Origin of the sequence: Micromonospora sp. NPDC049048, assembly GCF_043197615.1 — a bacterium.
Taxonomy (GTDB): Bacteria; Actinomycetota; Actinomycetes; order Mycobacteriales; family Micromonosporaceae; genus Micromonospora.
In genome coordinates this window covers 508,371-533,999 of sequence record NZ_JBICTM010000002.1, presented here as the reverse complement: position 1 = coordinate 533,999, position 25,629 = coordinate 508,371, and the positions used below count along the sequence as shown (strand labels likewise).

The 25,629-nt window shown below is 72.7% G+C and carries 24 protein-coding genes and 1 tRNA gene; 11 read left to right on the top strand and 14 right to left on the bottom strand.

Features of this window, described 5'->3' with window-relative positions; genetic code table 11:
* The first annotated feature begins 104 nt into the window (after positions 1-104).
* Complete coding sequence (locus tag ACGFIG_RS07845) at positions 105-947, top strand: RecB family exonuclease (protein WP_393001377.1); 843 nt, start codon at positions 105-107, stop codon at positions 945-947.
* A gap of 36 nt (positions 948-983) precedes the next feature.
* Here ACGFIG_RS07845 and ACGFIG_RS07840 read toward each other — a convergent pair whose 3' ends face one another.
* The gene (locus ACGFIG_RS07840) at positions 984-1,841 is read right to left on the bottom strand and encodes an oxygenase MpaB family protein (RefSeq protein WP_393000356.1); all 858 of its coding nucleotides are present in this window, start codon (positions 1,839-1,841) and stop codon (positions 984-986) included.
* Positions 1,842-1,931: 90 nt separating this feature from the next.
* Positions 1,932-2,360 carry a Fur family transcriptional regulator gene (locus ACGFIG_RS07835; protein ID WP_393000354.1) on the bottom strand — a complete coding sequence of 143 codons (429 nt, stop codon included), beginning with the start codon at positions 2,358-2,360 and terminating at the stop codon, positions 1,932-1,934.
* Positions 2,361-2,612: 252 nt separating this feature from the next.
* On the opposite strand from ACGFIG_RS07835, the gene ACGFIG_RS07830 reads away from it, so the two are divergent.
* On the top strand, positions 2,613-3,095 hold the full coding sequence (locus ACGFIG_RS07830; protein WP_393000352.1) for a DUF2231 domain-containing protein: 483 nt from the start codon (positions 2,613-2,615) through the stop codon (positions 3,093-3,095).
* A gap of 12 nt (positions 3,096-3,107) precedes the next feature.
* Here the strand turns inward: ACGFIG_RS07830 and ACGFIG_RS07825 are convergent, their stop codons facing one another.
* The gene (locus ACGFIG_RS07825; protein ID WP_393000350.1) at positions 3,108-3,446 is read right to left on the bottom strand and encodes a hypothetical protein; all 339 of its coding nucleotides are present in this window, start codon (positions 3,444-3,446) and stop codon (positions 3,108-3,110) included.
* Between the two features lie 98 nt (positions 3,447-3,544).
* Between ACGFIG_RS07825 and ACGFIG_RS07820 the strand changes: the two genes are divergently transcribed.
* Entirely contained in the window at positions 3,545-3,739 is a 195-nt protein-coding gene (locus tag ACGFIG_RS07820; RefSeq protein ID WP_393001375.1) for a hypothetical protein, read from the top strand.
* A 61-nt stretch (positions 3,740-3,800) separates the two neighbouring features.
* On the opposite strand, the gene ACGFIG_RS07815 is transcribed toward ACGFIG_RS07820, so the two are convergent.
* A complete protein-coding gene (locus ACGFIG_RS07815) occupies positions 3,801-4,190 on the bottom strand; it encodes an FmdB family zinc ribbon protein (RefSeq protein WP_393000348.1) in 390 nt (129 codons plus the stop codon).
* Positions 4,191-4,252: 62 nt separating this feature from the next.
* Positions 4,253-4,909: a 5-formyltetrahydrofolate cyclo-ligase gene (locus tag ACGFIG_RS07810; protein ID WP_393000346.1), complete on the bottom strand. Its 657-nt coding sequence runs from the start codon at positions 4,907-4,909 to the stop codon at positions 4,253-4,255.
* Positions 4,910-4,994: 85 nt separating this feature from the next.
* Between ACGFIG_RS07810 and ACGFIG_RS07805 the strand changes: the two genes are divergently transcribed.
* From ACGFIG_RS07805 to ACGFIG_RS07785, 5 genes are all read left to right on the top strand, one after another.
* Entirely contained in the window at positions 4,995-7,265 is a 2,271-nt protein-coding gene (locus ACGFIG_RS07805; protein WP_393000344.1) for a diguanylate cyclase, read from the top strand.
* A gap of 9 nt (positions 7,266-7,274) precedes the next feature.
* Positions 7,275-8,237 (top strand): UTP--glucose-1-phosphate uridylyltransferase, encoded by a 963-nt coding sequence (locus ACGFIG_RS07800; RefSeq protein WP_393000341.1) that lies wholly within the window; start codon positions 7,275-7,277, stop codon positions 8,235-8,237.
* The gene (gene glp / locus ACGFIG_RS07795; RefSeq protein ID WP_393000339.1) at positions 8,234-9,547 is read left to right on the top strand and encodes a gephyrin-like molybdotransferase Glp; all 1,314 of its coding nucleotides are present in this window, start codon (positions 8,234-8,236) and stop codon (positions 9,545-9,547) included. The genes ACGFIG_RS07800 and glp overlap by 4 nt, the downstream gene beginning before the upstream one ends.
* 148 nt (positions 9,548-9,695) lie before the next feature.
* Positions 9,696-10,304: a GNAT family N-acetyltransferase gene (locus ACGFIG_RS07790; protein ID WP_393001373.1), complete on the top strand. Its 609-nt coding sequence runs from the start codon at positions 9,696-9,698 to the stop codon at positions 10,302-10,304.
* A 178-nt stretch (positions 10,305-10,482) separates the two neighbouring features.
* Entirely contained in the window at positions 10,483-11,274 is a 792-nt protein-coding gene (locus ACGFIG_RS07785; protein ID WP_393000337.1) for a hypothetical protein, read from the top strand.
* A gap of 9 nt (positions 11,275-11,283) precedes the next feature.
* Here ACGFIG_RS07785 and ACGFIG_RS07780 read toward each other — a convergent pair whose 3' ends face one another.
* Entirely contained in the window at positions 11,284-12,027 is a 744-nt protein-coding gene (locus ACGFIG_RS07780; protein ID WP_393000335.1) for a class I SAM-dependent methyltransferase, read from the bottom strand.
* Between the two features lie 234 nt (positions 12,028-12,261).
* On the opposite strand from ACGFIG_RS07780, the gene ACGFIG_RS07775 reads away from it, so the two are divergent.
* A tRNA-Ala gene (locus ACGFIG_RS07775) sits at positions 12,262-12,335 on the top strand.
* An 81-nt stretch (positions 12,336-12,416) separates the two neighbouring features.
* Here the strand turns inward: ACGFIG_RS07775 and ACGFIG_RS07770 are convergent.
* Complete coding sequence (locus ACGFIG_RS07770; RefSeq protein WP_393000333.1) at positions 12,417-13,382, bottom strand: phosphotransferase enzyme family protein; 966 nt, start codon at positions 13,380-13,382, stop codon at positions 12,417-12,419.
* A 209-nt stretch (positions 13,383-13,591) separates the two neighbouring features.
* The gene (locus ACGFIG_RS07765; protein WP_393000331.1) at positions 13,592-14,476 is read right to left on the bottom strand and encodes a serine hydrolase; all 885 of its coding nucleotides are present in this window, start codon (positions 14,474-14,476) and stop codon (positions 13,592-13,594) included.
* Positions 14,477-14,928: 452 nt separating this feature from the next.
* On the opposite strand from ACGFIG_RS07765, the gene ACGFIG_RS07760 reads away from it, so the two are divergent.
* Positions 14,929-16,257 (top strand): low temperature requirement protein A, encoded by a 1,329-nt coding sequence (locus tag ACGFIG_RS07760; protein ID WP_393000329.1) that lies wholly within the window; start codon positions 14,929-14,931, stop codon positions 16,255-16,257.
* A gap of 76 nt (positions 16,258-16,333) precedes the next feature.
* Here ACGFIG_RS07760 and ACGFIG_RS07755 read toward each other — a convergent pair whose 3' ends face one another.
* The 4 genes from ACGFIG_RS07755 to ACGFIG_RS07740 form a co-directional block, all read right to left on the bottom strand.
* Complete coding sequence (locus tag ACGFIG_RS07755; RefSeq protein WP_393000327.1) at positions 16,334-17,557, bottom strand: S8 family peptidase; 1,224 nt, start codon at positions 17,555-17,557, stop codon at positions 16,334-16,336.
* 62 nt (positions 17,558-17,619) lie between these two features.
* The gene (locus ACGFIG_RS07750) at positions 17,620-18,822 is read right to left on the bottom strand and encodes a S8 family peptidase (protein ID WP_393000325.1); all 1,203 of its coding nucleotides are present in this window, start codon (positions 18,820-18,822) and stop codon (positions 17,620-17,622) included.
* A gap of 108 nt (positions 18,823-18,930) precedes the next feature.
* On the bottom strand, positions 18,931-19,710 hold the full coding sequence (locus ACGFIG_RS07745; RefSeq protein ID WP_393000323.1) for a class I SAM-dependent methyltransferase: 780 nt from the start codon (positions 19,708-19,710) through the stop codon (positions 18,931-18,933).
* Positions 19,711-19,821: 111 nt separating this feature from the next.
* Positions 19,822-22,134, bottom strand: coding sequence for a M14 family metallopeptidase (locus ACGFIG_RS07740; protein WP_393000321.1), 2,313 nt, complete (start codon positions 22,132-22,134; stop codon positions 19,822-19,824).
* 740 nt (positions 22,135-22,874) lie between these two features.
* Between ACGFIG_RS07740 and ACGFIG_RS07735 the strand changes: the two genes are divergently transcribed.
* Complete coding sequence (locus ACGFIG_RS07735) at positions 22,875-23,564, top strand: hypothetical protein (RefSeq protein WP_393000319.1); 690 nt, start codon at positions 22,875-22,877, stop codon at positions 23,562-23,564.
* 84 nt (positions 23,565-23,648) lie between these two features.
* On the opposite strand, the gene ACGFIG_RS07730 is transcribed toward ACGFIG_RS07735, so the two are convergent.
* Both ACGFIG_RS07730 and ACGFIG_RS07725 read right to left on the bottom strand, forming a co-directional pair.
* Positions 23,649-24,470 carry a hypothetical protein gene (locus tag ACGFIG_RS07730; RefSeq protein ID WP_393000317.1) on the bottom strand — a complete coding sequence of 274 codons (822 nt, stop codon included), beginning with the start codon at positions 24,468-24,470 and terminating at the stop codon, positions 23,649-23,651.
* A 463-nt stretch (positions 24,471-24,933) separates the two neighbouring features.
* Positions 24,934-25,590: a 4'-phosphopantetheinyl transferase gene (locus ACGFIG_RS07725; protein WP_393000315.1), complete on the bottom strand. Its 657-nt coding sequence runs from the start codon at positions 25,588-25,590 to the stop codon at positions 24,934-24,936.
* Positions 25,591-25,629: the final 39 nt, after the last annotated feature.

Sequence of the window (25,629 nt, the reverse complement as noted above, 5' to 3'; positions counted from 1 at the left end):
ATCGCGGTGTGCGACGAGCCTCTTCAGCCGGACGGTCCTCCACCAGCGGCGGCCGGGCGCCCCGCCCACGCGGCGACCAGCCCGAGCAGTTGGGCTTCGAGGGCATGCCGGAGCGGCTCTTCGTCTGCACCCCCAGCAAGCTCGGCGCCTACGCCGACTGCCCCCGGCGCTACCGCTACTCCTACGTCGACCGGCCGGCCCCGCAGAAGGGCCCGCCGTGGGCGCACAACTCCCTCGGCGCGAGCGTGCACACCGCCCTGAAGAACTGGTATGCGCTGAGCCCGGAGCGGCGTCGGCCGGAGGCCCTCGCCGCGTTGCTCAAGGGCACCTGGGTACGCGAGGGCTACCGCGACGACGAGCAGGAGCGGGCGGCCTACCGGCGGGCCCTGGGCTGGCTGGAGTCCTATGTCGAGACCCTGGAGCCCGGTGCCGACCCGCTCGGCGTGGAGCGGGTGGTGGCTGTCAAGACCGCCGTGCTGGCCTTCAACGGCCGGGCCGACCGGATCGACTCCCGCCCCGGGCCCGACGGTCCGGAGCTGGTGATCGTCGACTACAAGACGGGCCGCACCGGGCTGGACGCCGACGACGCGCGTGGCTCGCAGGCCCTGGCGCTCTACGCGTACGCGGCCGAGCGGGTGTTCCGCCGGCCGTGCCGCCGGGTGGAGCTGCACCACCTGCCCACGGGCACGGTCGCCGCGCACGAGCACACCGTGGAGTCGCTGGCCCGGCAGCTCACCCGGGCGGAGGAGACGGCCCGCGACATCATGGCCGCCGAGCGGGCGGTCGCCGACGGGGAGGACCCCGACGAGGCCTTCCCGACCACGCCGGGCCCGCGCTGCGGCTGGTGCGACTACCGGCGCACCTGTCCGGTGGGGGCGCAGGCACCGGGCAAGGAGCCGTGGGCGGCCGTCGAGCGCGTCACCGACCCGGCACCCGGCCAGGCCTGACCGCCCCACACGGGACCTGCCCGGCAGCCGTGCCGGTCAGGCCGGCGTGCCGGTGAGGCGGGCGGCGCGTTCCTTGGCGGCCTGCTGCAACGGCCCCTCCCGCCACCGGCGGGGCAACGTGGCGAGGGTCAGCCGCAGCGCCCGGACGCTCAGGTCGGCGGAGAGCGCGGTCGTGGGCAGGCCCAGCCCGCCGTACATCCGCCGGGCCCAGGCCGGCAGCAGCGCGAGCGCGGTGCCGGCGATGCCGAAGTACGCCCAGCGGGGCGGCCCGAGGTTGAGCCCGATCCGGGCCGGCAGGCTCAGCTTCCACGGGATCGGCGGCGCGGTGAGGAAGAGCGCCGTCTCGGCCGCCTCGCGGGTCATCCGCAGCTGCGGGCGGACGCGCCGGTAGTAGTCGGCCACCTCGGCGGCGGTGCCCGGGACCGTATCCGGGTCGAGGCCGACGAGGGCGGCCGAGCGCCGCTGCTCGGTGTAGTAGCCGTCGATCTCGTCGGCGGTCAGCGGCAGCCCGGCCCGCCGGGCCGTGTCGAGGAAGGACTCGACCTCGGCGACGTGCACCCAGCGCAGCAGCTCGGGGTCGTCGACGCGGAACTCCTCCCCGGTGAACAGGTCGGTGGCCCGCAGCCGGGCGTGCCGGCGGCGCACCCGCAGCCCGGCGGCCTCCGCCTCGGCCCTGGTGCCGTAGATGGTGGTGCCCACGTAGGTGGCGGTGCGCACCAGGCGGCCCCAGGCGTCGGAGCGGTAGTTGCTGTTCTGGGCGACCCCGGCCATGGCCCGGGGATGCAGTGACTGGAGATAGAGCGAACGCAGGCCGGCGACGATCAGGATCGGCTCCTCGTGCACCTTCCACGTGACCGAACCCGGACCGAAGAGGCCGAGGTCATCGGAGTCCACCGACCAAGAGTGCCACGCCCCGCGCAGACCAGCCGGCCGTCGGTCGGGCGGAGGCCCGTCGGCGTCGGTCGTGCGAGGGCCAGCCCGTCGTCAGACGTCGGCGGAGCGGCGGGCCTGGCAGGTGGGGCAGAGACCCCAGAACGTCACTTCCGCCTCGTCGACCTCGAAGCCGTGGGTCACGTCCGGGTCCAGGCAGGGCGCGCTGCCGACCGCACAGTCGATGTCGGAGATCTCGCCGCAGCCCCGACAGACGATGTGGTGGTGGTTGTCCCCGGCGCGGGCCTCGTAGCGGGCGGGGCTGCCGGCCGGCTCGATGCGGCGGGACAGCCCCGCCCGGGACAGGGCGCCCAGCACGTCGTAGACCGCCTGGGTGGAGACCGAGTCGAGGCGCTCGCGGACCCGGCGGGTGATCTCGTCGACCTCGAGGTGGCCGCCGGCGGCCAGCACGTCGAGCACGGCGAGGCGCGGCCGGGTGACCCGCAGGCCTCTCGACCGCAGCAGTTCCTCGCCACCGGGCATGGGCCAATGACAGCACGTGGCTCGGGAGGCGACAACCAGCCTCCGCGGGAGCGTGGCGCCGGCCACAGCCCGGGCCACGTGCCGCCAGGAGTTCACGGTCAGCGCGTGCGTCCGGACCTGCGGCGGTACGGATCCCGGGCAGTGGTGAACCGGGCCGGCTCCGGGTGCGTGTTGTCGATCGGGATGATCTGGGTGGGTGGACCGGCGCACCGTAGGCTGGCAGCCCACGACCGCGTACCGCCGGAGGGGTGGATGTTCAAGGAGATCCTGGGTCTGCCGGCCCACGTGCTGGTCGTGCACGCGGTCGTCGTGTTCGTGCCGCTGCTGGCGGTGCTCTCCGCCGCGTACGTGGCGTTGCCCCGGTTCCGGTCGCGGCTGGACTGGGCGGTGGCGATCCTCGCCGTGGTGGCGCCGGTGTCGGCCTTCGTGGCGGTCGAGTCGGGGGAGGAACTGACCGACGCGTTCGTCGCCCGGGGGATGCAGGGCCCGATCCTGGAGCAGATCTTCGCGCACTCGCGCTACGGCGACATCCTGTTCCGCTGGGTGCTGCCGCTGGCGGTCGCGTCGCTGCTGCTGCTCGCGGTCACGAGCGGGCACCGGCGGGTGCCGAAGCTGCCGTCCTGGGTGACCCCGGTGCTGTCGGTCGTGGTGGTGGCGCTCGGCGTCGTCAGCCTCGTCTACGTCTACCTGACCGGGCACTCCGGTGCCGAGGCCGTCTGGGGCGGCAGCCTCTGACACCGCGCCGGTTCAGAACACGAGCCGGGAGCAGAGCACGCAGACCAGGATGACCAGCACCACCCCGGCCACCGTGCCCACGCCGTACGTGAGCCGTTGTGCCCGCTGCTCGTCGGCGTCGATCTCCGCCATGTCCTGTGGCGGCAGTCGCCGGGGCGGTGGCGGTCGTAGGTGCACCGGCGGACGCCATCCGGCCGGGGGCGGGGTGGTGGCGGGCGGGCCCGGGTAGCCGCTGCCCCGCACCGGGGGCGCCGCCGGCGGCCCCGGCGGCGGGCCCGGTGGCCGCTCGGGCGGGGCGGCGGGGCGGCGCCAGTACTCGTCGGGGGAGCCGCCGGAGGTGGGGGTCGTCACGCCGTCCGACGCTACCAACGCCCCGGCCCGCCGGCGGGCCGGACGCGGCGGCCCGGACGACGTTCGATGCCGTTGGCCGGGTGGCGGCTGCGCTAGTCTTGCCGCTCGTGAGCATCACCGATGATCCGGGCACTGCGGCGGTACGCGGCGACGACGACCGCACGGTCGACCTCAGCGACGACTTCGTGGTGCTGCCCGAGCAGACCGCCGACGACACCGACCGGGGCTGGGGCGAGCGCTCCGGCGGCAACGACGACTGGCTGCTCGCCGAGCGCCCCCCGCACTGGGACTGACCGGCAGCGCAGCATGAACATCAGCTGCATGCCGCCCTGACCGCCGCCACGGCGGCGCGGCTCAGGAGGCGCTGGCGGTGCTGGCGGCCGGGGTCTTGCCCCCGCCGCCCGAGGAGCCACCCGCGCCCGACGAGGACGAGCCCGAAGCCGAGGACGAGCCCGACGACGAGGACGCGGCGGTCGAGCCGCCGGACGACCCGGAGTCACCGCCGGAGGACGAGTCGGACTTCGCCGGCTTGGCGGCGGCGCCGCTGGTCGCGCTGTCCGAGCCGGACGAGCGCGAGTCCGTGCGGTAGAAGCCCGAGCCCTTGAACACGATGCCGACGGAGTTGAAGAGCTTCCGCAGCCGCCCCTCACACGCCGGGCACTCGGTCAGCGGCGCGTCGGAGAAGGACTGCACCGCCTCGAGCTGGTGGCCGCACGCGGTGCAGGCGTACTGGTACGTGGGCACGTTCTCCTCCGGATCTGGTACGGCCGGTCTGGCACTCGACGTATTCGAGTGCCAATGGTGCGTCATCGCCCCCGGATTCGTCCAGCGGAAGTGTGGGGCGCGACACCCGGGGCGGCGTCCAGCGTACGCAGACCCTCGGCGGGCGTGACGACCGCGCGTACCGGCCGATCGTGCGGCTCGGCGGGAAGCGCCTCCACCAGCTCGTCGTCGTGCAGCGGGACCACGGTCAGGGCGGACGCTGGCACCCGGGCCAGCGCCCGGTCGTACGAGCCGCCGCCCCGGCCCAGCCGCAGCCCCCGGCGGTCCACCGCCAGCGCGGGCAGCACCACGAGCTGCGCGTCGGCGACCGCCGCCCGGCCCAGCCGGGGCCCGTCCGGCTCGCGCATCCCCCGCCCGGCGGCCACCAGCCCGGCCGGCCCGCTCCAGGCCGCCCAGTCCAGGTCGAGGTCGTCGCGGAGCACCGGCAGCAGCAGCTCACCGCCCGGCGGCAGCGCCGCGTGCAGCACCGCCGGCAGGTCGGGCCCGCCCGGCTCGGAGCCGACCGGCACGTACGCCGTCATCCGTGGCGGGCGCAGCCGGCGTACGAGAGCCACCAGCTCGGCCTGGACGCGCCCGGCGGCGTCGGCCCGCTGCGGCGCGGTCAGCGCCCGGCGGCGCGCGAGAATGGCGGTTCGCACATTCCGCTTCGCCTCTTGCGCTCCATGAGAAAAATCGGGCACGCAACACTCCTGACGCAACGTTTGTCCCCTGGTGGCTCTGTGTCAGCATCGCAAGCAACGGCGGCGGAACTTCCGGGGGGACCGAGTGACGCTACGCGGGCGGTTGACCACAGCCTTCCTGGCGGTGGCGCTCGGCCCGGTGGTGCTCGGGGTGATGTTCGTCGGGGCGACCGTGGCTGCGGTCGACTCGAGCCGTTCCACCGAGCGCCTCGCGGTGGCCGCCGCGACCGTGCGCACCTCCGTCGCCGCCCTCTGCCAGCAGTTGCGGGCCGCCGCCGACGCGGTCGCCCTGACCAGCGACCGGCCGGCGGCCGCGAGCCAGGTGGTCCGCCGTGGCCTGGCCGTCGCCGTGCGGGTCAGCGACGTCACCGGCCGGGTCAACTTCGCCACGCCCGGCGGCCCCCCGGAGCCCTGGCGGGACTGCGCCGAGGCGCCCGTCGCCGGGCCGGTGCGGGCGCTCGCGGCCCGGGCCGACCTGCACGACCGGGCCGGCGGGCCGCTGGGCACGGTCACCGTCGCGCAGCCGGTCGACCCGGCCTTCGTGGCGCGCCTCGCGGCCGTGACGGGGGTGGCGGTCACCCTGCTCGACGACGCCGCGGCGCCCGTCCGGCTCGCCCACAGCACCGAGTCGACCGGCGTACGCGACGCCGTGCTCGCCGCCGCCGGCACGCTGCACGACGAGCGGGTCACCGAGATCCCCGACGGCCGGTACGTCCGCAGGGTGGGCCCGTCCGCCGGGCAGCCCCTGCCGCTGGTGCTCTCGGTGCCCAGCGAACGACCCCAGGGCCTGTACGTCGCGCTGGGCTCGGCGGTGCTCGTGGCGGCCCTGCTGGCCGTGGTGGCCGCCTGGCGGCTGGCCCGGGTGACCACCCGCCCGCTGGTCGAGCTGGCCGGCGCGGCGGACCGGGTGGCGCGCGGCGACCTGACCGCCCGGGTGCCGGTGCGCAGCCTGGACGAGATCGGCCGGCTGGCCGGCGCGTTCAACCGGATGACCCGCGAGACGGGCACCTACGTGGCGGCGCTGACCAGCAGCCGGGACCAGCTGCGCGGGCACCTCGCGGTGCTGGGGGACACCCTGGCCAGCACGCACGACCTGCAACGCATCCTGCGGGTGATCCTGCACAGCGCGATCGCGGCGACCGGCGCCCGGGCCGGGGCGGTGCTGCTGGTCGACGACGGCGGGGTGCTCGTCGCGCAGTGCACCGAGGGGCTGGAGGGGTCCGACGCGGCGGACGAGCCGTCGGGACCGCTGCGGGTGCCGCTGGGCAGCGGCGTGGTGGGCGCCGTCGCGGCGACCGGCGAGCCGCGCCGGGGCCGCGTGGAGCCCGCCGCCGCGCCGCCCGGGGAGCCGCGCTGCCACACGTACATCGCGGTGCCGTTCGCCGCCCCCGGTACGGCCGGCGCGCCCGACGCCCCCGCCCGCGACGGGCCGCCGGTCGCCCGTCCCGGGTCGGAGCCGGCCGCCCCGGCCGGGGCGCTCGGGGTGCTGGCCCTCTACGACCGGTTGGGCGCGGACGAGTTCGACGACGACGACCTCGTCACGCTGCGCACCTTCGCCGGCCACGCCGCCGTGGCGGTGGACAACGTCCGGGTGCACGAGGAGACGCAGCGGCTCTCGTTGACCGACCCGCTCACCGGGCTGTGGAACTACCGGTACCTGCGGGAGTCGCTCCGCCGGGAGGTCGAGCGGGCGACCCGGTTCGGCCGGATGCTCAGCGTCCTCGCCCTCGACCTGGACCGGTTCAAGGACGTCAACGACACGCACGGGCACGCGGCCGGCGACGCCGTGCTGGCCGAGTTCGCCCGCCGGGTACGCGGCGAGATCCGCGAGGTCGACCTCGCCTTCCGGCAGGGTGGCGAGGAGTTCGTGCTGCTGCTGCCGGAGACCGACGCCCGGGGTGCGGCGATCGTCGCGGAGCGGCTCGGCGCGGCCATCCGGGACAACCCGATCGCCGCCGCCGGGCACGGCGGGGCCGCCGTGACCATCGGAGTCACCGTCTCCATCGGCATCGCCGTGCACCCCGACCACGGCGGCACCGGCCAGCAGGTGCTGGACGCCGCCGACGACGCGCTCTACGCCGCCAAGGCGGCCGGCCGGGACACCTGGCGGATCGCCGCGGAGCGGACCGCCCCACCGGCGCGGGAGATCCCCGTCCCGGCCGGGGCGAGCACCCCCGAGGACGGGCTGCCGCGCGCCGGTGCGCCCCGCCAGCCGGCCCGGGCCCGCCCCGAACCGGACGATTCCGCCGACGTCGCGCCGGGGAGCGCGCCGGCCGCGCCCGACCCGGTGCGGCCGGGTCCCTGCGGCGGCGCGTCTTCCGGTCCTCACCCGCCACGACAGAGCCGTGGCCGATAGTCTCGCGACATGTCGGAGCACTCAGCGAACCCCTCACCGGCGACCGCCGCAACCGGTCGCTCCCGCGCGGTAAAGGCCGTGATCCCGGCCGCCGGTCTGGCCACCCGGTTCCTGCCGGCCACGAAGGCGGTGCCCAAGGAGCTGCTCCCGGTGGTCGACCGACCGGTATTGCAGTACATCGTCGAGGAGGCCACCCAGGCCGGCATCGCCGACGTCCTGCTCATCACCGGTCGGGGCAAGACGTCGATGGTGGACCACTTCGACCGCCGCCCCGACCTGGAGGCGCGGCTGGAGGCCAAGGGCGACGACGAGCGGCTGGCCGCCGTGCGCGGCCCCAGCGAGCTGGCCGAGATCTACACCTGCCGCCAGCCCGAGCAGCTCGGCCTGGGCCACGCCGTGGGCTACGCCGAGTCGCACGTCGGCGACCAGCCGTTCGCGGTGCTGCTGGGCGACGAGTTCGTCAAGCCCGCCGAGCCGCTGCTGCCGGCCATGCTGGAACTCCAGGCGCGTACGGGCGGTGTGGTGCTGGCCTTCTTCGAGGTCGACCCGGCCGAGACGAAGCGCTACGGCATCGCCTCGGTGGAGCCGGCCGAGGCGGAGCTGACCGACATCGGCGAGGTCGTCCGGGTCACCGGCATGGTGGAGAAGCCGAAGCCGGAGGACGCGCCGAGCAATCTCGCAGTGCTGGGCCGCTACGTGCTGCCGAGCAGCATCTTCGACGCGATCCGACGGACGAAGCCCGGCAGCGGCGGGGAGATCCAGCTCACCGACGCGATGGAGTTGCTGCGCGGCGAGGGCACCCCGGTGCACGCGATCGTCTACCGGGGCACCCGCTACGACACCGGCATGCCGCTGGGCTACCTCCAGACCGTGGTGCAGATCGCCGCCGAGCGCGACGACCTCGGCGCCGAGTTCCGCGCGTGGCTGGCCGAGTTCGTCAACTCCGACGCGTCGGGCGTGACTGGTACATGACAGCGTCGGCCGACGCCGAGGCGGCCGCGAACGAGTTGACGCCGCTCGCCGACTACCTGGGCAGCGTGCTGCGCAGGTTACGCGCGCTGCCTCCGCTCGACCTCGACCTCACCCAGGCCCACGGCAACGTCCTCGCCGAGGACGTCGTGGCGCCGCACTCCTTCCCGGCCTTCGACCAGGCGGCGGTGGACGGGTACGCGGCGCGCTGGGAGGACATCTCCGGGGGTGGCCGGGGCGTGGGCTACGTCCCGAGCCAGTCCGGCGGGCCGGGCGGGCGCAACGTCCGGCTCAACGTCGTCGGCGACCTCGGCGCGGCGAGTTGGCGGCCGGTCCGGCTCACCCCGGGCGCCTGCTTCTCCGTCGCCGCAGGGGCGCCGCTGCCACTCACCGCGGACGTGGTCGTTCCGGTCGAGTGGACCGACCAGGGCATGGCCGCGGTGGAGATCTTCCGCGTCCCCAAACGGGGCTACGGGGTGCGCCGTGCCGGCGAGGAGCTGCCCGCCGGCACCCTGCTGGCCCGGGCCGGCACCTACGTCTCGCCCGCGCTCGTGGCGGTCTTCGCCGCCACCGGCATCGGGCACGTCGTGGTCCGGCCCAGCCCCCGGGTGGTCATCGTGGCCACCGGCGACGAACTGGTCGACGTGGGGCGGGGCAGCCAGCCCGGCCAGACGGTCGACGCCAACTCGCACGCGCTGACGGCCGCTGCGGCCGAGGTGGGCGCGCTGGCGTACCGGGTGGGCATCTGCGACGACGATCCGGAGGGGCTGCGCGGGTTGCTGGAGGACCAGACGCTGCGCGCCGACCTGATCATCACCACCGGCGGCACCGGCACCGGGCCGGGCGACATGGTGCGGCGGATCCTCTCCCGCCGGGAGGGCAGTCGGGCGGGCCCCGTCACGTTCACCGAGGTCGCGCTCTATCCCGGCACCTCGCTCGGCTTCGGCACGGTCGGCGCCGAGGAGGTGCCGGTGGTCTGCCTGCCCGGCGACACGGGCTCGGCCCTGATCGGCTTCGAGGTGCTGGCCCGCCCGGCGATCAACCTGCTGGCCGGTGCGGAACCGGTGTTCCGGCCCAGCGTCCGCGCGCACCTGCTGGAGACGATCTCGTCCCCGGTGGGGCTGCGCGAGTTCCGGCCCGCGCACGTCGCCGAGCGGCGCGGCGGCGGCTACACGGTGCAGCCGCTCAACGGTGGCCCGTACACCCTCTCGGGCCTGGCGGAGGCGAACGGGCTGATGGTGCTCGGCGAGCGGGTGACCACCGCGGCGGCCGGTTCCACGGTGGACGTCCTCCTGCTGGACCGGCGCCGGTGAGCGCGGTGAGTGCGTTCCCGGGCCTCGCGACCGGGAGCGGGAGGTACGGCCCGGTGGGTGTCGCCCGGGCGTCGGCGTCGTCGGTCGCGAGCGGAGGATCTGGTCGGTGAGTCTGTTCGGGGTCGGGCGCGCGCCGGGGTGGCCGGTGGTGCTGACCGACGGGCCGGTGCTGCTGCGGCCCTACCGGCGTTCGGACGCCGCCGCCTGGTCGGAGGTGCGCCGCGCCAACCGGGAGTGGCTGGCGCCGTGGGAGTCGTCCCTGCCGGGAAGCTGGTACGAGCTGAACTCGCCGGCCGCGTTCCGCTGGGTCTACCGCGACCAGCGCCGCTCGGCGTGCACCGGCGAGGGGATGCCGTTCGCCGTCTGCCTGCGCGAGGGCGGCCGGGAGCGGCTGGTCGGCCACCTCAACGTGGGCAGCATCGTGCGGCGGGCGTTCTGCTCCGCGTACGTGGGCTACTGGGTGGACTCCCGGGTGGCCGGTCGGGGCGTCATCCCCACCGCGCTGGCGCTCGCGGTCGACCACGCGTTCGGCGTGGCCGGGCTGCACCGGGTCGAGGTGAACATCCGCCCGGAGAACCGGCCGTCCCGGCGGGTGGTGGAGAAGCTGGGGTTCCGCGAGGAGTCGTACCACGTGCGCTACATGCACATCGACGGTGCGTGGCGGGACCATATCGGATATGCGATGACCAGCGAGGAGGTCGCCGCCGAGGGTGGGCTGCTGGCCCGCTGGCACCGGGTCCGCACCACCACGGGGTGAGGCGTCCCACGCACGGGATCGGCGCGGCGTGTCAGCATCCGTGTCCACGGCCCGTAACCTCAAGTAACTGCAAGCTGTGGCAAGCGCTGCTCCACCCGTACGATCCGCGAACCCGACCACGTTCGATGGAAGATCCTGCGGCCGGGCGGTGGTTGCTCCGAATTCGGTGACGGGAGGGGTGAGGGTGCCGACCTCGGTGCTCCTCGCCGTCCTCGCCGCCGCCGGTCTGCTCGCCCTCGCCCCGGCGCTGGTTCGCCGGTACGACGCCACCGAGCGGCTGGTGGCGGAGCGGGCGCAGTCGACGGCGCGGGTGCTCCAGCGCCGCCGGCGGCGCCGTACTGTGCCGGGACGCCGGCCGGTGCACCCGCCCCGCAACCTTGTGATCACCCTCAGTGAAGATGCGAGCACCGGCGGGCTTTCCGCGCCGGTCTCCGGTCCCCCCGCGACACGCCGGTCGAAGCGGCTGCGCGCGGTGCCGCCCGCCCCCAGGAAGGGCCGCCGCCGGCCGCCGCCCCGCCGGCACCACCCGCCCGCCGTCTACCGGCGCCGTCGGGTGCTCGCCGCCCTGCTGCTGCTCAACTTCGTCGAGCTGATCGGCGTGGTCGTGGTCAGTCCCGGCTTCTGGATCAGCTTCGGGGTCACCGCCACCCTGCTGGTCGCGTACGTCGTACATCTGCGGCGGCTGGCGGTGGCGGATCGCCGGCGGCGGCGGGCGCGGGCCCGGGAGGCGGCGTGGTTGGCCGCCCGCCAGGCCGAGGTGCGGCGGGAGCAGGCCCGCCGGGCGGCGGCCCGCCGGGAGGCGCAGCGCCGCCTGGCGGCCCAACGCGAGGTGGTACGCCGCGCCGCGATGGGCCTGGACCGGCCGGCGGACCTGCCGGCGGCGGCCAACGGCGGCTCGGTCTCCTACCGCCGCTCGGGCGGCCTGCGCGGTCGCCCCTACCAGTCCGGCCGCGGCTCCCACTCGGCCTGACCCGTAACGTCAGCTCGTGGCTGGCAGGCGGTAGACGGACACGTGGGACCGCGAGTCGGCGGTGAACTCCGCGCCGGACCAGTCCGCGTGCCGGCTCTCCAGCTCGAACCCGGCCAACTGGCCCATCAGGTCCAGCTCGGCGGGCCAGATGTAGCGGTGCGGCGACCGGAACAGCCGGGCCTGCGTGCTTCCGTCGAACCGGAAGTGGTGCGACACGACCTGCTGGCGCAGCACGTCGTAGGTGTCCAGGCCGATGTATCCCGGCTCGGACACCCAGACCGTCGCCTCCTGGCCCGGCGGAAGCTTGCGCAGCTCCGGCACCCACAACTCGATCACGAACCGGCCGCCCGGGGTCAGGTGGCGGGCGGCGTTACGGAAGCAGGCCACCTGCCCGGCCTGGGTGAGCAGGTTCGAGACCGTGTTGTAGACCAGGTAGACCAGCGAGAACTCGCCCGGGGCGGTGGCGGTCGCCATGTCGCCGACGACCACCGGGACCGTCGCCTCGTCCACCTTCGTACGCAGCCGCGCCACCATCGGCGGGGACAGCTCGATGCCGCTGACCGGTACCCCGCGCGCGGCGAGCGGTACGGCCACCCGGCCGGTGCCGATGGCGAATTCGAGCGCCGCCCCGCCGGCCGCCAGCTCGGCGAGGCGCTCCACGGTCGGTCCGAGCACCTCGGGGGCGAACATGCCGGTGCCGGGAGTGTCGTAGCGTTGGGCGGCCTCGTCGTTCCAGACGTCCTCCTGTCGCATGCGCCCCACGCTTCCCACCGCCGCCCGCGATGTCCATCGATTTTCGCGCCCGCCGGTCGTGGCCGGGGTCCCTCTTCGCGATCTTGGTGGCTGGCGCCCCTCCGGATGGGCCGTTTCGTGCCAAGATCTCGGCGCGCGGGGGGTGGGTTCGCGGCGAGGGCGGTGAACCTGTTAGCCTTGGCGCCGGCCCGCCCGGTGAAAGCCGGGTGGGACCGATGCCGGTCCGCCGGCGGAGGGGTTGTGGCGCAGTCCGGTAGCGCACCTCGTTCGCATCGAGGGGGTCAGGGGTTCGAATCCCCTCAACTCCACCCAAATCAAAGGCCGTTTCCGCTCGTCGGAGACGGCCTTTTCCGATCCTGCGCAGCAGCCAGATCAGGGCGCGTGGCAGATCAGGGCGCGTAGCCGGGGTCGGCGACGGTCTCGGCGATGCGGGTAAGCCAGTGCAGGTCGTTGGCTCGGGACTCTGGGCTGGCCTCGGGGCTGAGGATGCTACGCAGGGATACGGCGACGTCGTCGAGGTGCCGCTCGCCGCGGTAGTAGCTCAGCATGGTCTGGTCCGGCTCCAGCGGCCCATAGCCTCGACGGAAGAGCTCGGCGCGGTGCGCGTTGATCGGGTGGTCGCCGAAGTCCCGGCTGAAGATGAACATCAGGTCGCGTTCGCGCGGCGCGAGGATCGGCGCATCCCAGTCCACGACGTGCAGTGGACCGTCGCCGTCGGCGATCAGGTTGCCGGGGTGGATGTCGGCGTGGCAGATGACGTGTCGGGCGTGCGGCACGCGGGAGGCCAGGTCGTCGACCGTCTCCGCCAACCGGTGCAGCGCCGCGCCGTACCGGTCCCAGAAACCGCCGAGGGCCTCGCTCGCCGCAGCCTGCCCGCCGAGGGATCGCAGCCGCTCGCCCGCGCTCGACCGGTAGGTCTCCGCCGGCAGGACGGCGGCGAGGTCTGCGCTCGGCGTGACCCCGTGCAGCCGACCCAGGAACTCGCCGTACTCGATCCACTGGCGGTCGGTCAGGCCACGGCCCCACAGGCTGCCGCCGTCGTGGAACGGGTAGAGCAGCAGGCGAAAGTTCCCGAACCCGCGACTGGCTCCGCCGTCCGGGAGGTCGATGGGCGCGACGACCTGCCTGAGGCCCCGCGTGCGGAGAAAGCCGGGCAGCAGGACGGCAGCCCGGGTGAAATCGCCCCGGCGCAGCTTCAGGAAGTAGCGCCGACCGTCGGACGTCTCCACCCGGTACGCCCACGCGTGCCCGTCGAGCCCGACCGGCATGAACACGAGGTCGGCGACGTCCACCGACCAGGCGGCGGCCACCTCGGCCGCCAGCAACCGTTCGTCAACGCCAGGCCTGTCGATCACCGACGGAACCATCGCAGTTCGCAGGACGGCCGGCAAGGGATTTTCCGCCTCTAGCCGGAGTCGGCAGCGAACCCGACCAGATCCCCCAACCGGGCGGGACCGGCCTCGCCGGCGGAACGGCTGTCGACACCAACGTCACCAGCCGCCGCTGGCGCTATCTGCGGGAAGCCACGGCCCTGCTCGCCGCTTCTGCCGACGACAACCGGCAATCAGCCGCCGTCAACGGGTTTGAACGGGATCGGTCGGTGCCGGGCTGGGGCAGTGGGATCGGCCGCCTGGCTGATGGCGTCGAACATGGTCCGACCGAGGACGGCGTGGGCCTGCACCGCAGGATGGGTGGCGCCGTAGTTGTCCAGGTCGCCGAGAGCGTCGGCGAAGAGCGAATACACCAGCGCCGGCGCGCCATCTGTCCCGAACATGATTCCCGCTTCATGGCGTGCTGCGCCGCGTTCGTCGAAATCTGCGCCGTATTTGGTTGCGACACGGCTCCGCTCGTCCGAGGACATGTTGCGCCGGATCCCGTCATGGTAGCCATTCAGCCAACGGGTGATACCCAGCAGGAAGTCGCAGGATTTCGGCGACAGCAGCGTCTTGCGCGCCAAACGCCACAGCAGATCATGCATCTCGCGGGGTGTGGTGACGCCAAGGAAGAATCGGTTGGGGTTGGCAACCGGCTCAACACGGGTCTGCGCAAACCCCTTAGCCGCCAGGATTTCGTTGATCTCCAAGGCCGGGACAACTCTCCCGCACATCCTCACCGCGGTATTGTCAGACACCAGGAGCATCGCGGTCAGGAAATTGGCGATCGTTATGTCGTCGCCCCAGACAGTTTGCAGGTGGTAGATGCCGCTGCCGCCGAGAATGATGTCCGCAGTCAGGTCGAGCTTCTGGTCGAGCCGCAGTTCACCGCGATCCACCTTGTCCATCACCGCAGTCGCCACAGCGAGCTTTTGCACGCTGTAGCCATGGATGACGTGGTCGGCGCCGTCTTCCAGCACGGTTCTCGGCGTGTTGGCTGAGTCCAGCATGCTGATGTGCGAATGCCACACGCCGCCCGCCTGGGCCTTCTGCTGCCTGTATGTCGCGCGAATCATGTCCCGATGGTCGATCGAAGCGTTTCCTCCGGCCGTCGACAAGGGGGCACTTGCCTTCGCCGCGGCCCCGCCGGTGGCGACAAGAGTGACGGCAGCAGCCCCCACTCCGAGGGCAGCCCTTCGGCTAAGGTTTTCCACTGATTTCAGCTCCGATCTTCTCGCCTGCTGGCCCTGTGTGAAGCCAGTCGATCATTCGGCGAAGATGGTGAATGCTTCACTCGTCGTGGGCGAACTGGATTCTTTGTGGACCATGCCAGCCTGGTCAAGGTAGTCAGCGATAATGTGCTCGCAATGTGCGCAGAATGTGCCCACCTTGGGAGTGGTCACTGGCTGCCGATGGCCCGATCCGGGAACGTGACAGGCGGCTACCTCCGCTCCAACGACACCAACGTCACGGAGGGCGGCACCCCGACGAGCGCTGGGGTGGGATGGCTGTCGATTTTGCTGCAGTCGTGGAGGGCATCCGCTGCGATGAGGGGATGCAGGGAGACCGCGACCGGTGGGCGCGACAGCGTGCAGCGGGGCTCCTGCGTACCAGAGAGAGCAGTGAGCAGGCCAGCTACATCGAGCTGTTCTTCGATCTGATCATGGTGTTCGCCCTCAACCGGCTGGTCGGCTTCGTGGTGGAGGGTGCCGGTAGTGCCGACTCTTCCATCCGATGGATAGCGGTCGGAAAGGCTCTGCTGCTGTTCGTGCCGCTGATCTGGACGTGGACGATAACGGCCTACATGACCGCCAGGTTTCAGCCTGAGACGACAAGAGCCCGACAGTCGGTCCTGCTGACAGCCTTCGCGATGCTCGTGATGGGCACCAGCCTGACGACCGCCTTCGACGGTGGCGCTATCGCGTTCGTGCTGGCGTACATAGTGGCACAGACCGGACGGGTCGCGATTCTCGTCTGGTTCCTGGGCGCCCATCCCCTCCGCGATCTGTACTACCGGAACGTGTCCTGGTTCGCGGTAGGGGCGGTGTTCTGGATCGTAGGCGCGTTGACACACGGCACCGGGCGGCTGGCGTTCTGGGGCGTGGCGGTGGCCGTCGAACTGGGCTCGGCGCGGCTGGGTTGGCCGCTGCCGGGCCGGGGACGGGAGCGAGCCTGGGTGTGGGCTCTGCGGCCGCACTATCTGACGGAGCGGTATCAGCAGCTGATGCTCATCGCGCTGGGGGAGAGCATTCTGTCGGTTGGTGCCACATTCGCCGGCGGTCGCCGACAGGTGACTCTCAACGAGATCCTGGGCCTGCTCGTGGCGTTCCTGACGGCGGTGCTGCTGTGGCGGATCTATTTCCATCGAGCGGGTCTGGTGCTTGGCGACGCGGTGTCCCAAGCTCGCGATCCGGCAGGCGTCGGTCGATTCGCCGGATCTGCACACTTTGTGATGATTATCGGAATCCTTGGCACCTCGATCGGACATGGCATCGTCCAGACACGCCCGATCGGGCACAGCTATCCGGCGTGGCTCGCCATGATCCTCGGCGGTCCCGCCTGCTTCCTGCTTGGCCGGACCGCCCTCGAACTGGCCGTCTTCGCTCGAACCTCCCTCCGCCGGTGGGTGGGCATCGCCGTCCTGCTCGCAGCCGGCCCACCGTTGCTGTCCGCTCCACCGCTCGTCGCGGCATCCACCGCGGCGGCTGTCCTGTTCGGCGTCGTCCTGGGTGACAGCCGGCAGGCCGCCGGCCGCCCTCCGGAGCAGCCAGAGCCAGGCGACAGGGAGACCAACTGGCTGGGGATCACGAGGTTGACGAAGGTGATCCGGTGGCCGCCGAGCCGGACGCGGAGCTGAACGTGGCTGGCCGGCGAGCCGGGTCAGCCGGGCCGCGCTCTACCGCACGCCGGTCCCCGGCCACCTGGCGGTCCGGTCACGGGCCGACGTAGAGCAGGCGGTTGGGCGAGCCGGTGCCGGGATTGGGCACGATCCCCACGGTCGCCTGCGCCACGAGGGCGTCGCGCACCTGGGCCGGGGTGAAGGTCGGGTTCGCCGCGAGGATCAGGACGGCGGCCCCGGCCACGTGGGCGGCGGCCATCGACGTACCGCTGGCGCTCGACGACGCCATGGAGCTGGTGTACCAGGCGGAGGTGATGGCCACGCCGGGGGCGAAGAGGTCCAGGCACGCCCCGGTGTTGGACCAGGCGGCCCGCTGGTCGGTCTGCGACGTCGCCCCGACCGTGATCGCCGTCGGCACCCGGGCGGGGGAGTAGCCGCACGCGTTGGCGGTGTCGTTGCCCGCAGAGACGACGAACGTGACGCCGGAGGTGACGGCCGTGCCGACGGCCTGGTCGAGGACGGTCGAGGCCGAGGTGTTGTGGGCGAAGATCGCCACCGCCGGCTTCACCGCGTTGGCGGCCACCCAGTTCACGCCGGCGATCACCTCGGACACGGTGCTGGGCCGTACGCAGGCGATTACGCGTACGGCGACCAGCTTGACGTCCTTGGCCACCCCGTACTGGCGGCCGCCGACGGTGCCGCCGACGTGCGTCCCGTGCCCGTTGCAGTCGTCGGCCTGCCCGCCGTCGATCGCGTCGTATCCGCTGGTCGCCCGGCCGTTGTAGAAGTCGGAGTGCGAGAGGTACAGGCCGCTGTCGATGACGTACGCCCGCACCCCGCTGGCGGCGTACTCGAAGTTGTAGGTCTGGTTCAGCGGCAGGGCGCGCTGGTCGATCCGGTCGATGCCCCACGAGGGCGTGGGCCGTTGGACGGCGTCGGAGGTGACCGTCTGGTCCTGTTCGAGATACGCCACGTCGGGGTGGCCCGCCAGTCGTCTCGCGGCCGGCTCGGTCAGCCGTACCGCGAACCCGTTGAGCACCGCGCCGTAGACCCGGGTGACGCTGCCGCCGTACCGTCGGGCCAGCCCCGCGGCCAGGTCCGGGACGGCGTCGATCGCGCGCCGGGTGCCGGCCGTGGCGCCCACCGCCGGGTCCCGCAGGACGACGATGTAGCTGTCGGCGACGGCGGTGGCGCTGCCGGATGCCCGGATCTGTCCGGTCATCCCGGCGACGGCCGGGGCGGGACTCGCCACCGCGAGGGCCGTGACCATCGCGAGGCCGGTGGCGAGCACCCGCCGACCGCTGCTGAGAACTGTCATGGCGTCTGTCCTCCCTGGTGCTCACGCCGGTGCCGCCGAGGCGCCCGGGCGCGCGGGCACCGTCAGTTCACGACGAACAGCAGCGGGCTGGCCGGCTTGCCGGTGGTCGCGTTGGCGACCAGGTGGTCGCGGACCAGGTTCGGCGGCCAGTTGGTGACGGACACCACCAGCGCCGCCGCGCCGGCCACGTGCGGCGCGGCCATCGACGTGCCGCTGATGGTGTTGGTCGCGGTGTTGCCGGTGTACCAGGCCGAGGTGATCGACGAGCCCGGTGCCCAGATGTCCAGGCAGGCCCCGGTGTTGGAGTACGGCGCACGCGCGTCGGTGCTGGTGCTGGCGCCCACGGTGATCGCGACGGGAACCCGGGCGGGGGAGGAGTTGCAGGCGTTGGCCGTGGAGTTGCCGGCCGCCACGGCGTACGTCACGCCGGACACGATCGAGTTGGTGACCGCGTTGTCCAACGTGCTGCTCGCTGTGCCGCCGAGGCTCATGTTCGCCACCGCGGGCTTGACCGCGTTCCGGGTCACCCAGTCGACCCCGGCGATGACGCCGGCGTAGGTGCCGCTGCCGTAGCAGTCCAGCACCCGTACGCCGACCAGTTGGACTCCCTTGGCCGCCCCGTACGTGGCACCGCCGACGGTGCCCGCGACGTGTGTGCCGTGCCCGTTGCAGTCGTCCGCCGACCCGCCGTCGACCGCGTCGTAGCCGCTGACGGCCCGCCCGCCGAAGTCACTGTGCGAGAACCGGATGCCGGTGTCGATGATGTACGCCCGTACGTTGCTGGCCGTGTTCGGGTAGGTGTACGCCTGGTTCAGCGGCAGGTCGCGCTGGTCGATCCGGTCCAGCCCCCACGACGGCGGGTTGGGCTGGGTCGCGTTGATCGACACCGCCTGGTCCTGCTCGACGTAGGCGACGTCGGGGTGGGCCGCCAGCCGCTTCGCGGCCGAGGTGCTGAGCGTCGCCGCGAAGCCGTTGACCGCCGCGCCGTAGACCCGGGTGACCTTGCCGCCGTACCGCCTGCTCAGCTCTCCGGCCTTGTCGGGCACCGCGACGCGGGCCTGTGCGGTGCCGGCCCGTGCGCCCACGGCCGCGTCCCTGAGTACGACGATGTAGCTGCCCGCGACCGCGTTCGGGCTGTCGGCGAGCCGGATCTCGCCGACCGCCGGCGCCGCCATCGCCGGCCCGGCGGTGACCACGACGCCGGTCGCGATCGCGACGAGGGCGCCGAGCAGCTGACGCGCGTGGCGCGTGCGTGGGTAGGCCATCTTCCGGTCCTCTCCGACAGGCGCGCAGAGTTAATCGAAAGAAGTCTATGCGTCAGGGTGTCGCGTGACCCATACCGGAATCCCCATACCACCGGGCTGCGGTCGTCGTCACGGCTTGACCGCCCGGGTGGCGAAGTAGCCGGGCAGCCAGCCGGCGGTGGCGTCGGAGTGGTGCGGTGCCTCCTCGAAGCCGGCGATGACGAAGCCGGCGGCGAGCTGACCGCCGATCTGCGCGGTCATCGTGTGGCTGTACTCCAACGGTGCGTCCGCGCCCCACAGGCGTTCGCGCTCCGCCGCCGGGACGTGCGTCAGGTCGCTGTACGGCAGCCGGTGGCGCACCACCAACTCGCCGCGCTGGTCCAGGGCCTCGTGGTCGAAGAGGAAGACGTCCGGGTTGAGGAAGCCGGACAGGAGCGTCCCGCCCGGTCGCAGCACCCGGAAGCACTCCCGCCACACCGGCGCGAGTTCGGGCACGAACAGGTTCGACACGGGATGGAAGACCAGGTCGAACGAGGAGTCCGGGAACGCCGACAGGTCGCGCATGTCGCCGAGGACCGTACGCAGCTCCAGCCCGTCCCGCCGAGCGACCGACTCGTCCTGTTCGAGCTGCCGGGGCGAGTTGTCGAAGACGGTGACCCGGGCCCCCGCCGCGGCGAGCGTCGGGCCCTGCTGCCCGCCACCGGAGGCCAGACACAGGATGTCCGTACCCGGGAGATCGGCGGGGAACCAGGAACGGTCGACGGGGCGGTAGCCGATCAGGACGACCGACCAGTCACCGGCCCGCGCCCTGGCGATCGTCTCGGTGGAGACGGGGCGTGACCACTCGTTGCCCTGCTCGACCTGCCGGTCCCAGGCGGTGCGGTTGTGTGCTACCGGGTCAAGAGCCATTGCCCCACGCTAACGGTCGGGGCCGCGGCGCTGAATCACCGGAGAAGCGCATTGCCCCGTCGATGCGGGGGACCGCACCGACGGGGCAATGGCTTACCGGACGGGCGCTACCTACTTGACGATCGTGACCGTCGCCGAGCGGTAGTTCTTGCCGTTCTTCTCCGGGTCGTAGCCCTTCTCGACGTTGCCGGAGGCGTCGACCGAGAACCAGTGGAACGTGGTGGTCTCGGTGATGCGGAACACCTGCCCCGGCTCACGGAACTCCGTCGCCTGGTAGCGCGGCGACTCGAGGGTGGGCCGGCTGCCATCCGTCGTGTAGTAGATGGTGGCCGGCTCGCTCGTCTCGAAGCGCACGTCGACAGAGCCGGTGTACCTGCCGCCGCCGGGCACGAGCTCGGACGTCGGCTTCTTCTTGTCGTTGCCCCACTCCGCCGCGATCCGGAACATCTCCATGATCCCGTTGGCGTACTCCATGGTCTCGGAGTGGCCGCTGACGAGCGCCGGGTCGCCCTCCCAGGCCGGCTGGAACGAGCCGCCCTGCCAGTTGCCGGTGGTCGGGTTGTAGATCGAGCCGCCGACCTCCCAGCCGAAGGCGTAGATCCCGTAGGTGTGGTAGAGGTCCTCACGGACGTTGCCCGCGGAGGAGTACAGGACGTCCGACGAGCCGCCAACGTTCTCCGGCGTGACGACGGTCTCCCGGTACGCCTTGACCTGCGACAGGATCCGGCCGGCCGACTGCCAGTAGAACGCCTCGTCGCCCAGCGGCGGACGCGGCGTGGTGACCCGGCCGTCCGCGATGTAGGCGCCCGGCTGCCAGAACAGCTGGCCGCCGTTGGAGTGCACCGACATCATGAACTTGATGTTCGAGTACTTCTCGACCAGCCAGACGATGTTCTTCGCCTCGGGCTCGGAGAGCTTCTCCGGCCCCTGGTACGTGCCGCTGGTGCACAGCGACGAGCCACCGGAGTAGCCGTCCTGGGCCGACCCGACCCGGTAGTTCCGGTTCAGGTCGACGCCCCACTGGTTACGGCGGTCCGGATCGGCGTTCGCGTCCTCGCAGTGGTTCGTCATGTTCTTACGCTGCGAGGCGTAGTTGTAGAAGCTGTAGTTCGCGCCGTCGGGGTTGTTCGACAGGATGAGGAAGATGTCCGTGTTCTGGACGATCTTCTTCGTCTCCTGGTCGGTCTTGTAGTTGTGCACCAGACGCTCGGCCGTCTCCAGCGTCGTCGTCGCGGGCACCCACTCACGGGCGTGGTCCTGGGCCTGGATCAGGACACCGGGGTTGCGACCGTCACGGTGCTTGCCGATCCGGAGGACCGAGATGGTGGCCTCGCCGCGGGGCACCTCGCCCTCCGGCGCACCGACGCGCTTCTGGTCGAGGAAGTCGCTCAGCGCGACCGGCGCGAACGTCGGCACGACGAGCCCGGTGCCCGCGTTGGTGCGGTACGGGTGCGCCCGGTCGATCAGGCCCTGGGACTGGGTCTCCAGTGCCGCCGCCACCTGCGCGGCGGTGCTGGCGAGCGCGCCGTTGGCGTCCTTCGCGAGCTGGACGCGGACCGCCTTGCCCGACACGTCGACGCTGAGCGGAAGGTTGGCACCCGGCCGCTCCACGAACTCGACGGTGATGTCGTTGCCACCCTCGTGGCCCCACGCCGCCGAGCTGACGACGACCGCCGACTGCCCGGTGCCGCCGATCGTGGCCTGCGCCTTGCGCTGGTAGCCGTTCGTCTTGTACGGCAGGTAGACGATCTCGGCGATGTCCGGGTACTGCTTGGCGATCTCCTCAGCGCGCTGGAAGAGCTGCTGCGGGTGCTTGTATCCGTCGATGAAGTCCGACTTGTAGCCCGGGTTGTCCGTCAGCGGCGGCGGAGCGTCCTCGAGCCAGTTGGAGACCTTGCCGGTGACGACGCCACCGGTCGAGCTGGTGACCTTGATCTGGTCGGGACGCGCGTCCAGCTTGAACAGGTTCCGGTGGAACATGTACTGCCCGGAGTCGACGAAGCGGCTCATCGTCCGGGCGAAGCCGAACGACGTACCGACGCCCGAGTCGTTCTCGAGCTGCATCAGGACGACCGGGTTGCTCTGGTTGCCTTCGGTGGTCCGCGCCTCGACGTAGAGGAAGCCCTGGCCCTTCGTGGTGAACCAGTCGGCGCGGACGACCCGTACCGTCGAGTCGTTCGCCTCGGTCAGCTGCGTCGACCGCGCGAGCGGCTGGGCAGCGGCCCGTGCCCCGACGGCCTGGAAGCCGCCGTCGGCAACGTCGCTCCAGGTGAAGCCCTCGTTCTCGCCGAGGATCTTGACGCCCATCGCCTTGAGTTCGGCGATCTCCGCGGCGTCGACGTGCGCCTCGCCCTCGATGCCGTCCGGCACGCGCGTGAGGCCGTGCTCGATGTCGTAGCCGGCGGCTACCAGCTTGTACAGCATGTCGGAGCCGGTCAGTTTGATGCGTACGTGGCCTGCATCATGACCCGCGCCGTGGGCTTTCGAGCCGGCGGCGGGGTTCGTGGGGTCCGCGCCCGCAGGCGCGGCCGCCACGAAAGCGGTTGCCACGAGGGCGGACATCGCGAAAAGCACGATGCGTGGCTGTCTGCCTCGCATACTCTCTCCTTCTGTCTGTGGCTGTGAATGATCGTGGCCGGCCCGAGTGCGGGACGGACCGGGCCGATTCGGTGAGGAACGGGCATGGTGCGTCCGCCCACGATGAGTCCGGCTTCGACGGATCGCGTCGGAGAAGGGTGCCGGTTGCGAGCGGGCTGAATGCGTCTCATGCGGTGCGTCGGGTGTCCGCCCACGGCGATCCAGGCCTCGACGGATCGCGTCGAGGGCCGTGCGGAGCGTGAGCGGAACTGAGGCGGGGGATGCGACAGCCACGTCGACGACCTGGCTTGACCAGGATCTTTGCATCGCCTGAGCCGTTTGATCAACCCTTTGGCCCGACGCTCAGGGTGATCCTCGGTGATTTCGGCGTGCCGGCACCCGGTGTCGGACGGCTCCTGGGCGCTGGCGTCATGGTTCGCGGTCGACTGGTCGGTATGTGGTTATCGATTGGCTTGTTCACTTTGGTCAGATCCACCCTGCGGTGACGACCCACCACGAGGCCAGCGGCGGACGATCCGGCTCACACGGGGCCGGCTCGGGTGCGGCCGGTCACTACGCTGCCGCCCGTGGAGCCGATGACGAACGCGTTCTGGATGGCCGGCTGCGGGGCCGTCGCCGTCCTCCTCGTGACGGGCCTCGTCGCGCTGGTCGTCACGGCCAGCCGGCGGGAGCGGGAGCGGCGGGAACGCTGGCGGCAGTGGGCCGGCCAGTACGGCTGGACGTACGTCGAGCGGCCCCGGATCACCTGGACCGACCGGGTGCCGGGCCGCAACCGCCGGGGTGTGCGGTTCGCGTTGACCGGGACGACGTACGGCCGGCCCGTCTGCGTGGCCGAGTACGCGTACACCGAGACGCACAGCTCGACCGGCTCGGACGGCAACCCGACGACCACTTCGCACACCCACACGTACGTCGTCTGCTCGGTGTGGTTGCGGCGGGAGTTCCCGGAGGTCGCGGTCGGACCGCGCCACGCGATCTCGAAGCTGGGCCGCGCGCTGTTCGGCAGCGACACCTACGCCACCGGGCACGAGGAGTTCGACCGGCAGTGGCGGGTGGGCGCGGCGGCGCCGGGGCAGCAGGCGCTCCTCGGGCCGTCCCTGATCGCCGCGCACCTGGCGGGCACTGTGCCGGCCTGGAGCGTGCGGGGCGCGGAGCTGCTCACCTACCGGCCCGGCCGGCTGAACGATCCCGCCCTGGTGCCGTCGCTGGTGAACCCGCTGATGACGGTCGCGGACCTGCTGGAGCGGGGGCACTGACGGGCGGGGCCGGCGGGGTGAGCGCCGGAAACGACGCGGGAGGCCGGCCCTCGGGGACCGGCCTCCCGCGTCACCGCGTACGGATCACGGCTTCCAGGAGCCCGCGGTCCGGAACTTGTGCCGGTACTCCAGCCGGCCGTTCTTGTCGGCCACGTTGACCACCACCGTGCCCTCCCGCTTGCTGCCCACGGGCAGGTCGTTGCCGGAGCGCAGCATGTCGCCGCAGCCGGAGAGCGCGCTCGCCAGGCCGTTCACCCGGGTGCCGTTGTCGGCCACCCACTCGAAGTAGAACGGGTTGATGGAGCTGGTGCCCTTGGTCACCGTCGCGGTCACGTGGGCGATCAGGTACATGCCCTTGTCCGGGTCCGGGGCGTACGTCCGGCAGCCCTTGGTCTCCGTGGTGAACCGGGTGACCGTGATCTCCATGGTCCCCTCGTCGTCGGAGACCACCAGGGTCGCGCCGGGCCGCAGGTTGGAGGTCTCGCCGTTGCCGGCCGGCGGGGGGCCGTCCGGCGCCAGGTCGGTGACTCCCGGCGTGGGCAGGGCCTTCCGCAGGTCGTCCGCCGCCTTGTCGGCGCTGGCGAAGAGCGCGACGGCGCCGCCGACGCAGCAGAGCAGGGCCAGCACGGCCACCACGGCCACGATGATCAGGGCGGTCTTCTTCTGCGACGGGGCGGCCGGACCCGGCGGGTAGCCGGGGCCGGCGGGCGCGAAGCCGGGCGCGCCGGGCTGGTAGCCGGGACCACCGGGCGGATAGCCGGCTGCGCCGGGCGGGTAGCCGGGCCCGGGCGGGTAGCCGGGCGTACCGGACACCGGCGGGTACGGGGTGCCCGAGATCGGCTGGTGCGGGGCGGGCCACGGCACGCCCGGCGCACCCGAGACCGGCGGCTGCGACGTCCCGGACACCGGGGGCACCGGCCCTCCGGAGACGGGCGGCTGTGCCCACGGCTCTCCGGGTGCGCCCGACACCGGCGGCTGCGGGGCGCCGGAGACCGGCGGCTGTGGAGCTGCCCACGGGTCGTTGGTCGGCGGCTGCGGGGCTGCCCACGGGTCGTTGGCCGGCGCCTGCGGCGGCACGGGCGGGAGCGGGGCCCACGGGTCCCCTGTGGTCTGCCCGGCGCCGGAGGTCGGCGGCTGCGGAGGATGGCCACCCTGTCCGGCGGGGAACTGCGGCGTCTGGGCCGGCGGCTGCTCCGGGGTCGGTTGGTGCGGATCCTGGGGCCCGTAAGGGGGCGGGGGGTGACTCACCGTACTCCTAGGCAGCTGACGAGGGGGCAACGCGGCTGACGCTACCGTGCGCGGACGACGGACCATCTTCGCGTCTCCGACAGCGCCGCCGCTCTCCCCTGTTCGGATCCGGTGCCCCGGGTCAACCGGGCAGCAGCACGGCGGCGGTGCGTACCAGGGCGTCGTCGACACTGAACCGGCCGGTGACCAGCTCGGGCGGATCGGTCACGGGGGCGGCGTCGCGCCGCGCCGACGCGATGCGGGCGCGGAACGTGCCGGCGTCCGGGTCCAGCTCCACCAGGGCGTCGTGGAAGTCCAGCCACGTGCCGACGATCGGGTGCCACACCTTGTAGACCGTCTCCTTGACGCTGAACACCACCGCCGGCCAGGAGATCCCCGCCGGCAGGTGGGCGCACCGCTCCTCCTCCTCGGGCAGGCAGATCATCCGGCGTACGCCCGCGTTGAGCTCGCGGTGCCCCTCGGCGTCGATGCCGACCGAGCGGATCTCGTCGGCGCGGGCCGCGACTGCCGCGCAGTAACCGTTGGTGTGGGTGATGGCGCCGACCACGCCGGCCGGCCAGACCGGCGCCCGGTTCGCCGCCGAGGGCACCGCGACCGGGGGCACGCCGAGGGCGGCCAGTGCCCGGCGGGCGCAGACCCGCCCGGCGGTGAAGTCGCGGCGGCGGCTCTCCACCGCGCGCTCGCCCAGGCAGGCCCGCTCGGCCGGCAGCAGCCCGCCTGACCAGTCCGGCGCCTCGGCCACGGCCACCGCGACGGCCGGCGGCAGCAGGTCACGCATCGCCGCCTCCCGACAGGTACGACCCACGCATGGTTGGTG

Excerpts from the sequence above, each read along its gene's own strand:
- ACGFIG_RS07780 (WP_393000335.1), bottom strand. The coding sequence starts at position 12,027 with ATGCGACAGGAGGACGTCTGGAACGACGAGGCCGCCCAACGCTACGAC.
- ACGFIG_RS07745 (WP_393000323.1), bottom strand. The coding sequence starts at position 19,710 with ATGGCTCTTGACCCGGTAGCACACAACCGCACCGCCTGGGACCGGCAG.
- ACGFIG_RS07835 (WP_393000354.1), bottom strand. The coding sequence starts at position 2,360 with ATGCCCGGTGGCGAGGAACTGCTGCGGTCGAGAGGCCTGCGGGTCACC.
- ACGFIG_RS07750 (WP_393000325.1), bottom strand. The coding sequence starts at position 18,822 with ATGGCCTACCCACGCACGCGCCACGCGCGTCAGCTGCTCGGCGCCCTC.
- ACGFIG_RS07765 (WP_393000331.1), bottom strand. The coding sequence starts at position 14,476 with ATGATTCGCGCGACATACAGGCAGCAGAAGGCCCAGGCGGGCGGCGTG.
- ACGFIG_RS07830 (WP_393000352.1), top strand. The coding sequence starts at position 2,613 with ATGTTCAAGGAGATCCTGGGTCTGCCGGCCCACGTGCTGGTCGTGCAC.
- ACGFIG_RS07755 (WP_393000327.1), bottom strand. The coding sequence starts at position 17,557 with ATGACAGTTCTCAGCAGCGGTCGGCGGGTGCTCGCCACCGGCCTCGCG.
- ACGFIG_RS07740 (WP_393000321.1), bottom strand. The coding sequence starts at position 22,134 with ATGCTGTACAAGCTGGTAGCCGCCGGCTACGACATCGAGCACGGCCTC.
- ACGFIG_RS07725 (WP_393000315.1), bottom strand. The coding sequence starts at position 25,590 with ATGCGTGACCTGCTGCCGCCGGCCGTCGCGGTGGCCGTGGCCGAGGCG.
- ACGFIG_RS07845 (WP_393001377.1), top strand. The coding sequence starts at position 105 with ATGCCGGAGCGGCTCTTCGTCTGCACCCCCAGCAAGCTCGGCGCCTAC.
- glp (WP_393000339.1), top strand. The coding sequence starts at position 8,234 with ATGACAGCGTCGGCCGACGCCGAGGCGGCCGCGAACGAGTTGACGCCG.
- ACGFIG_RS07800 (WP_393000341.1), top strand. The coding sequence starts at position 7,275 with ATGTCGGAGCACTCAGCGAACCCCTCACCGGCGACCGCCGCAACCGGT.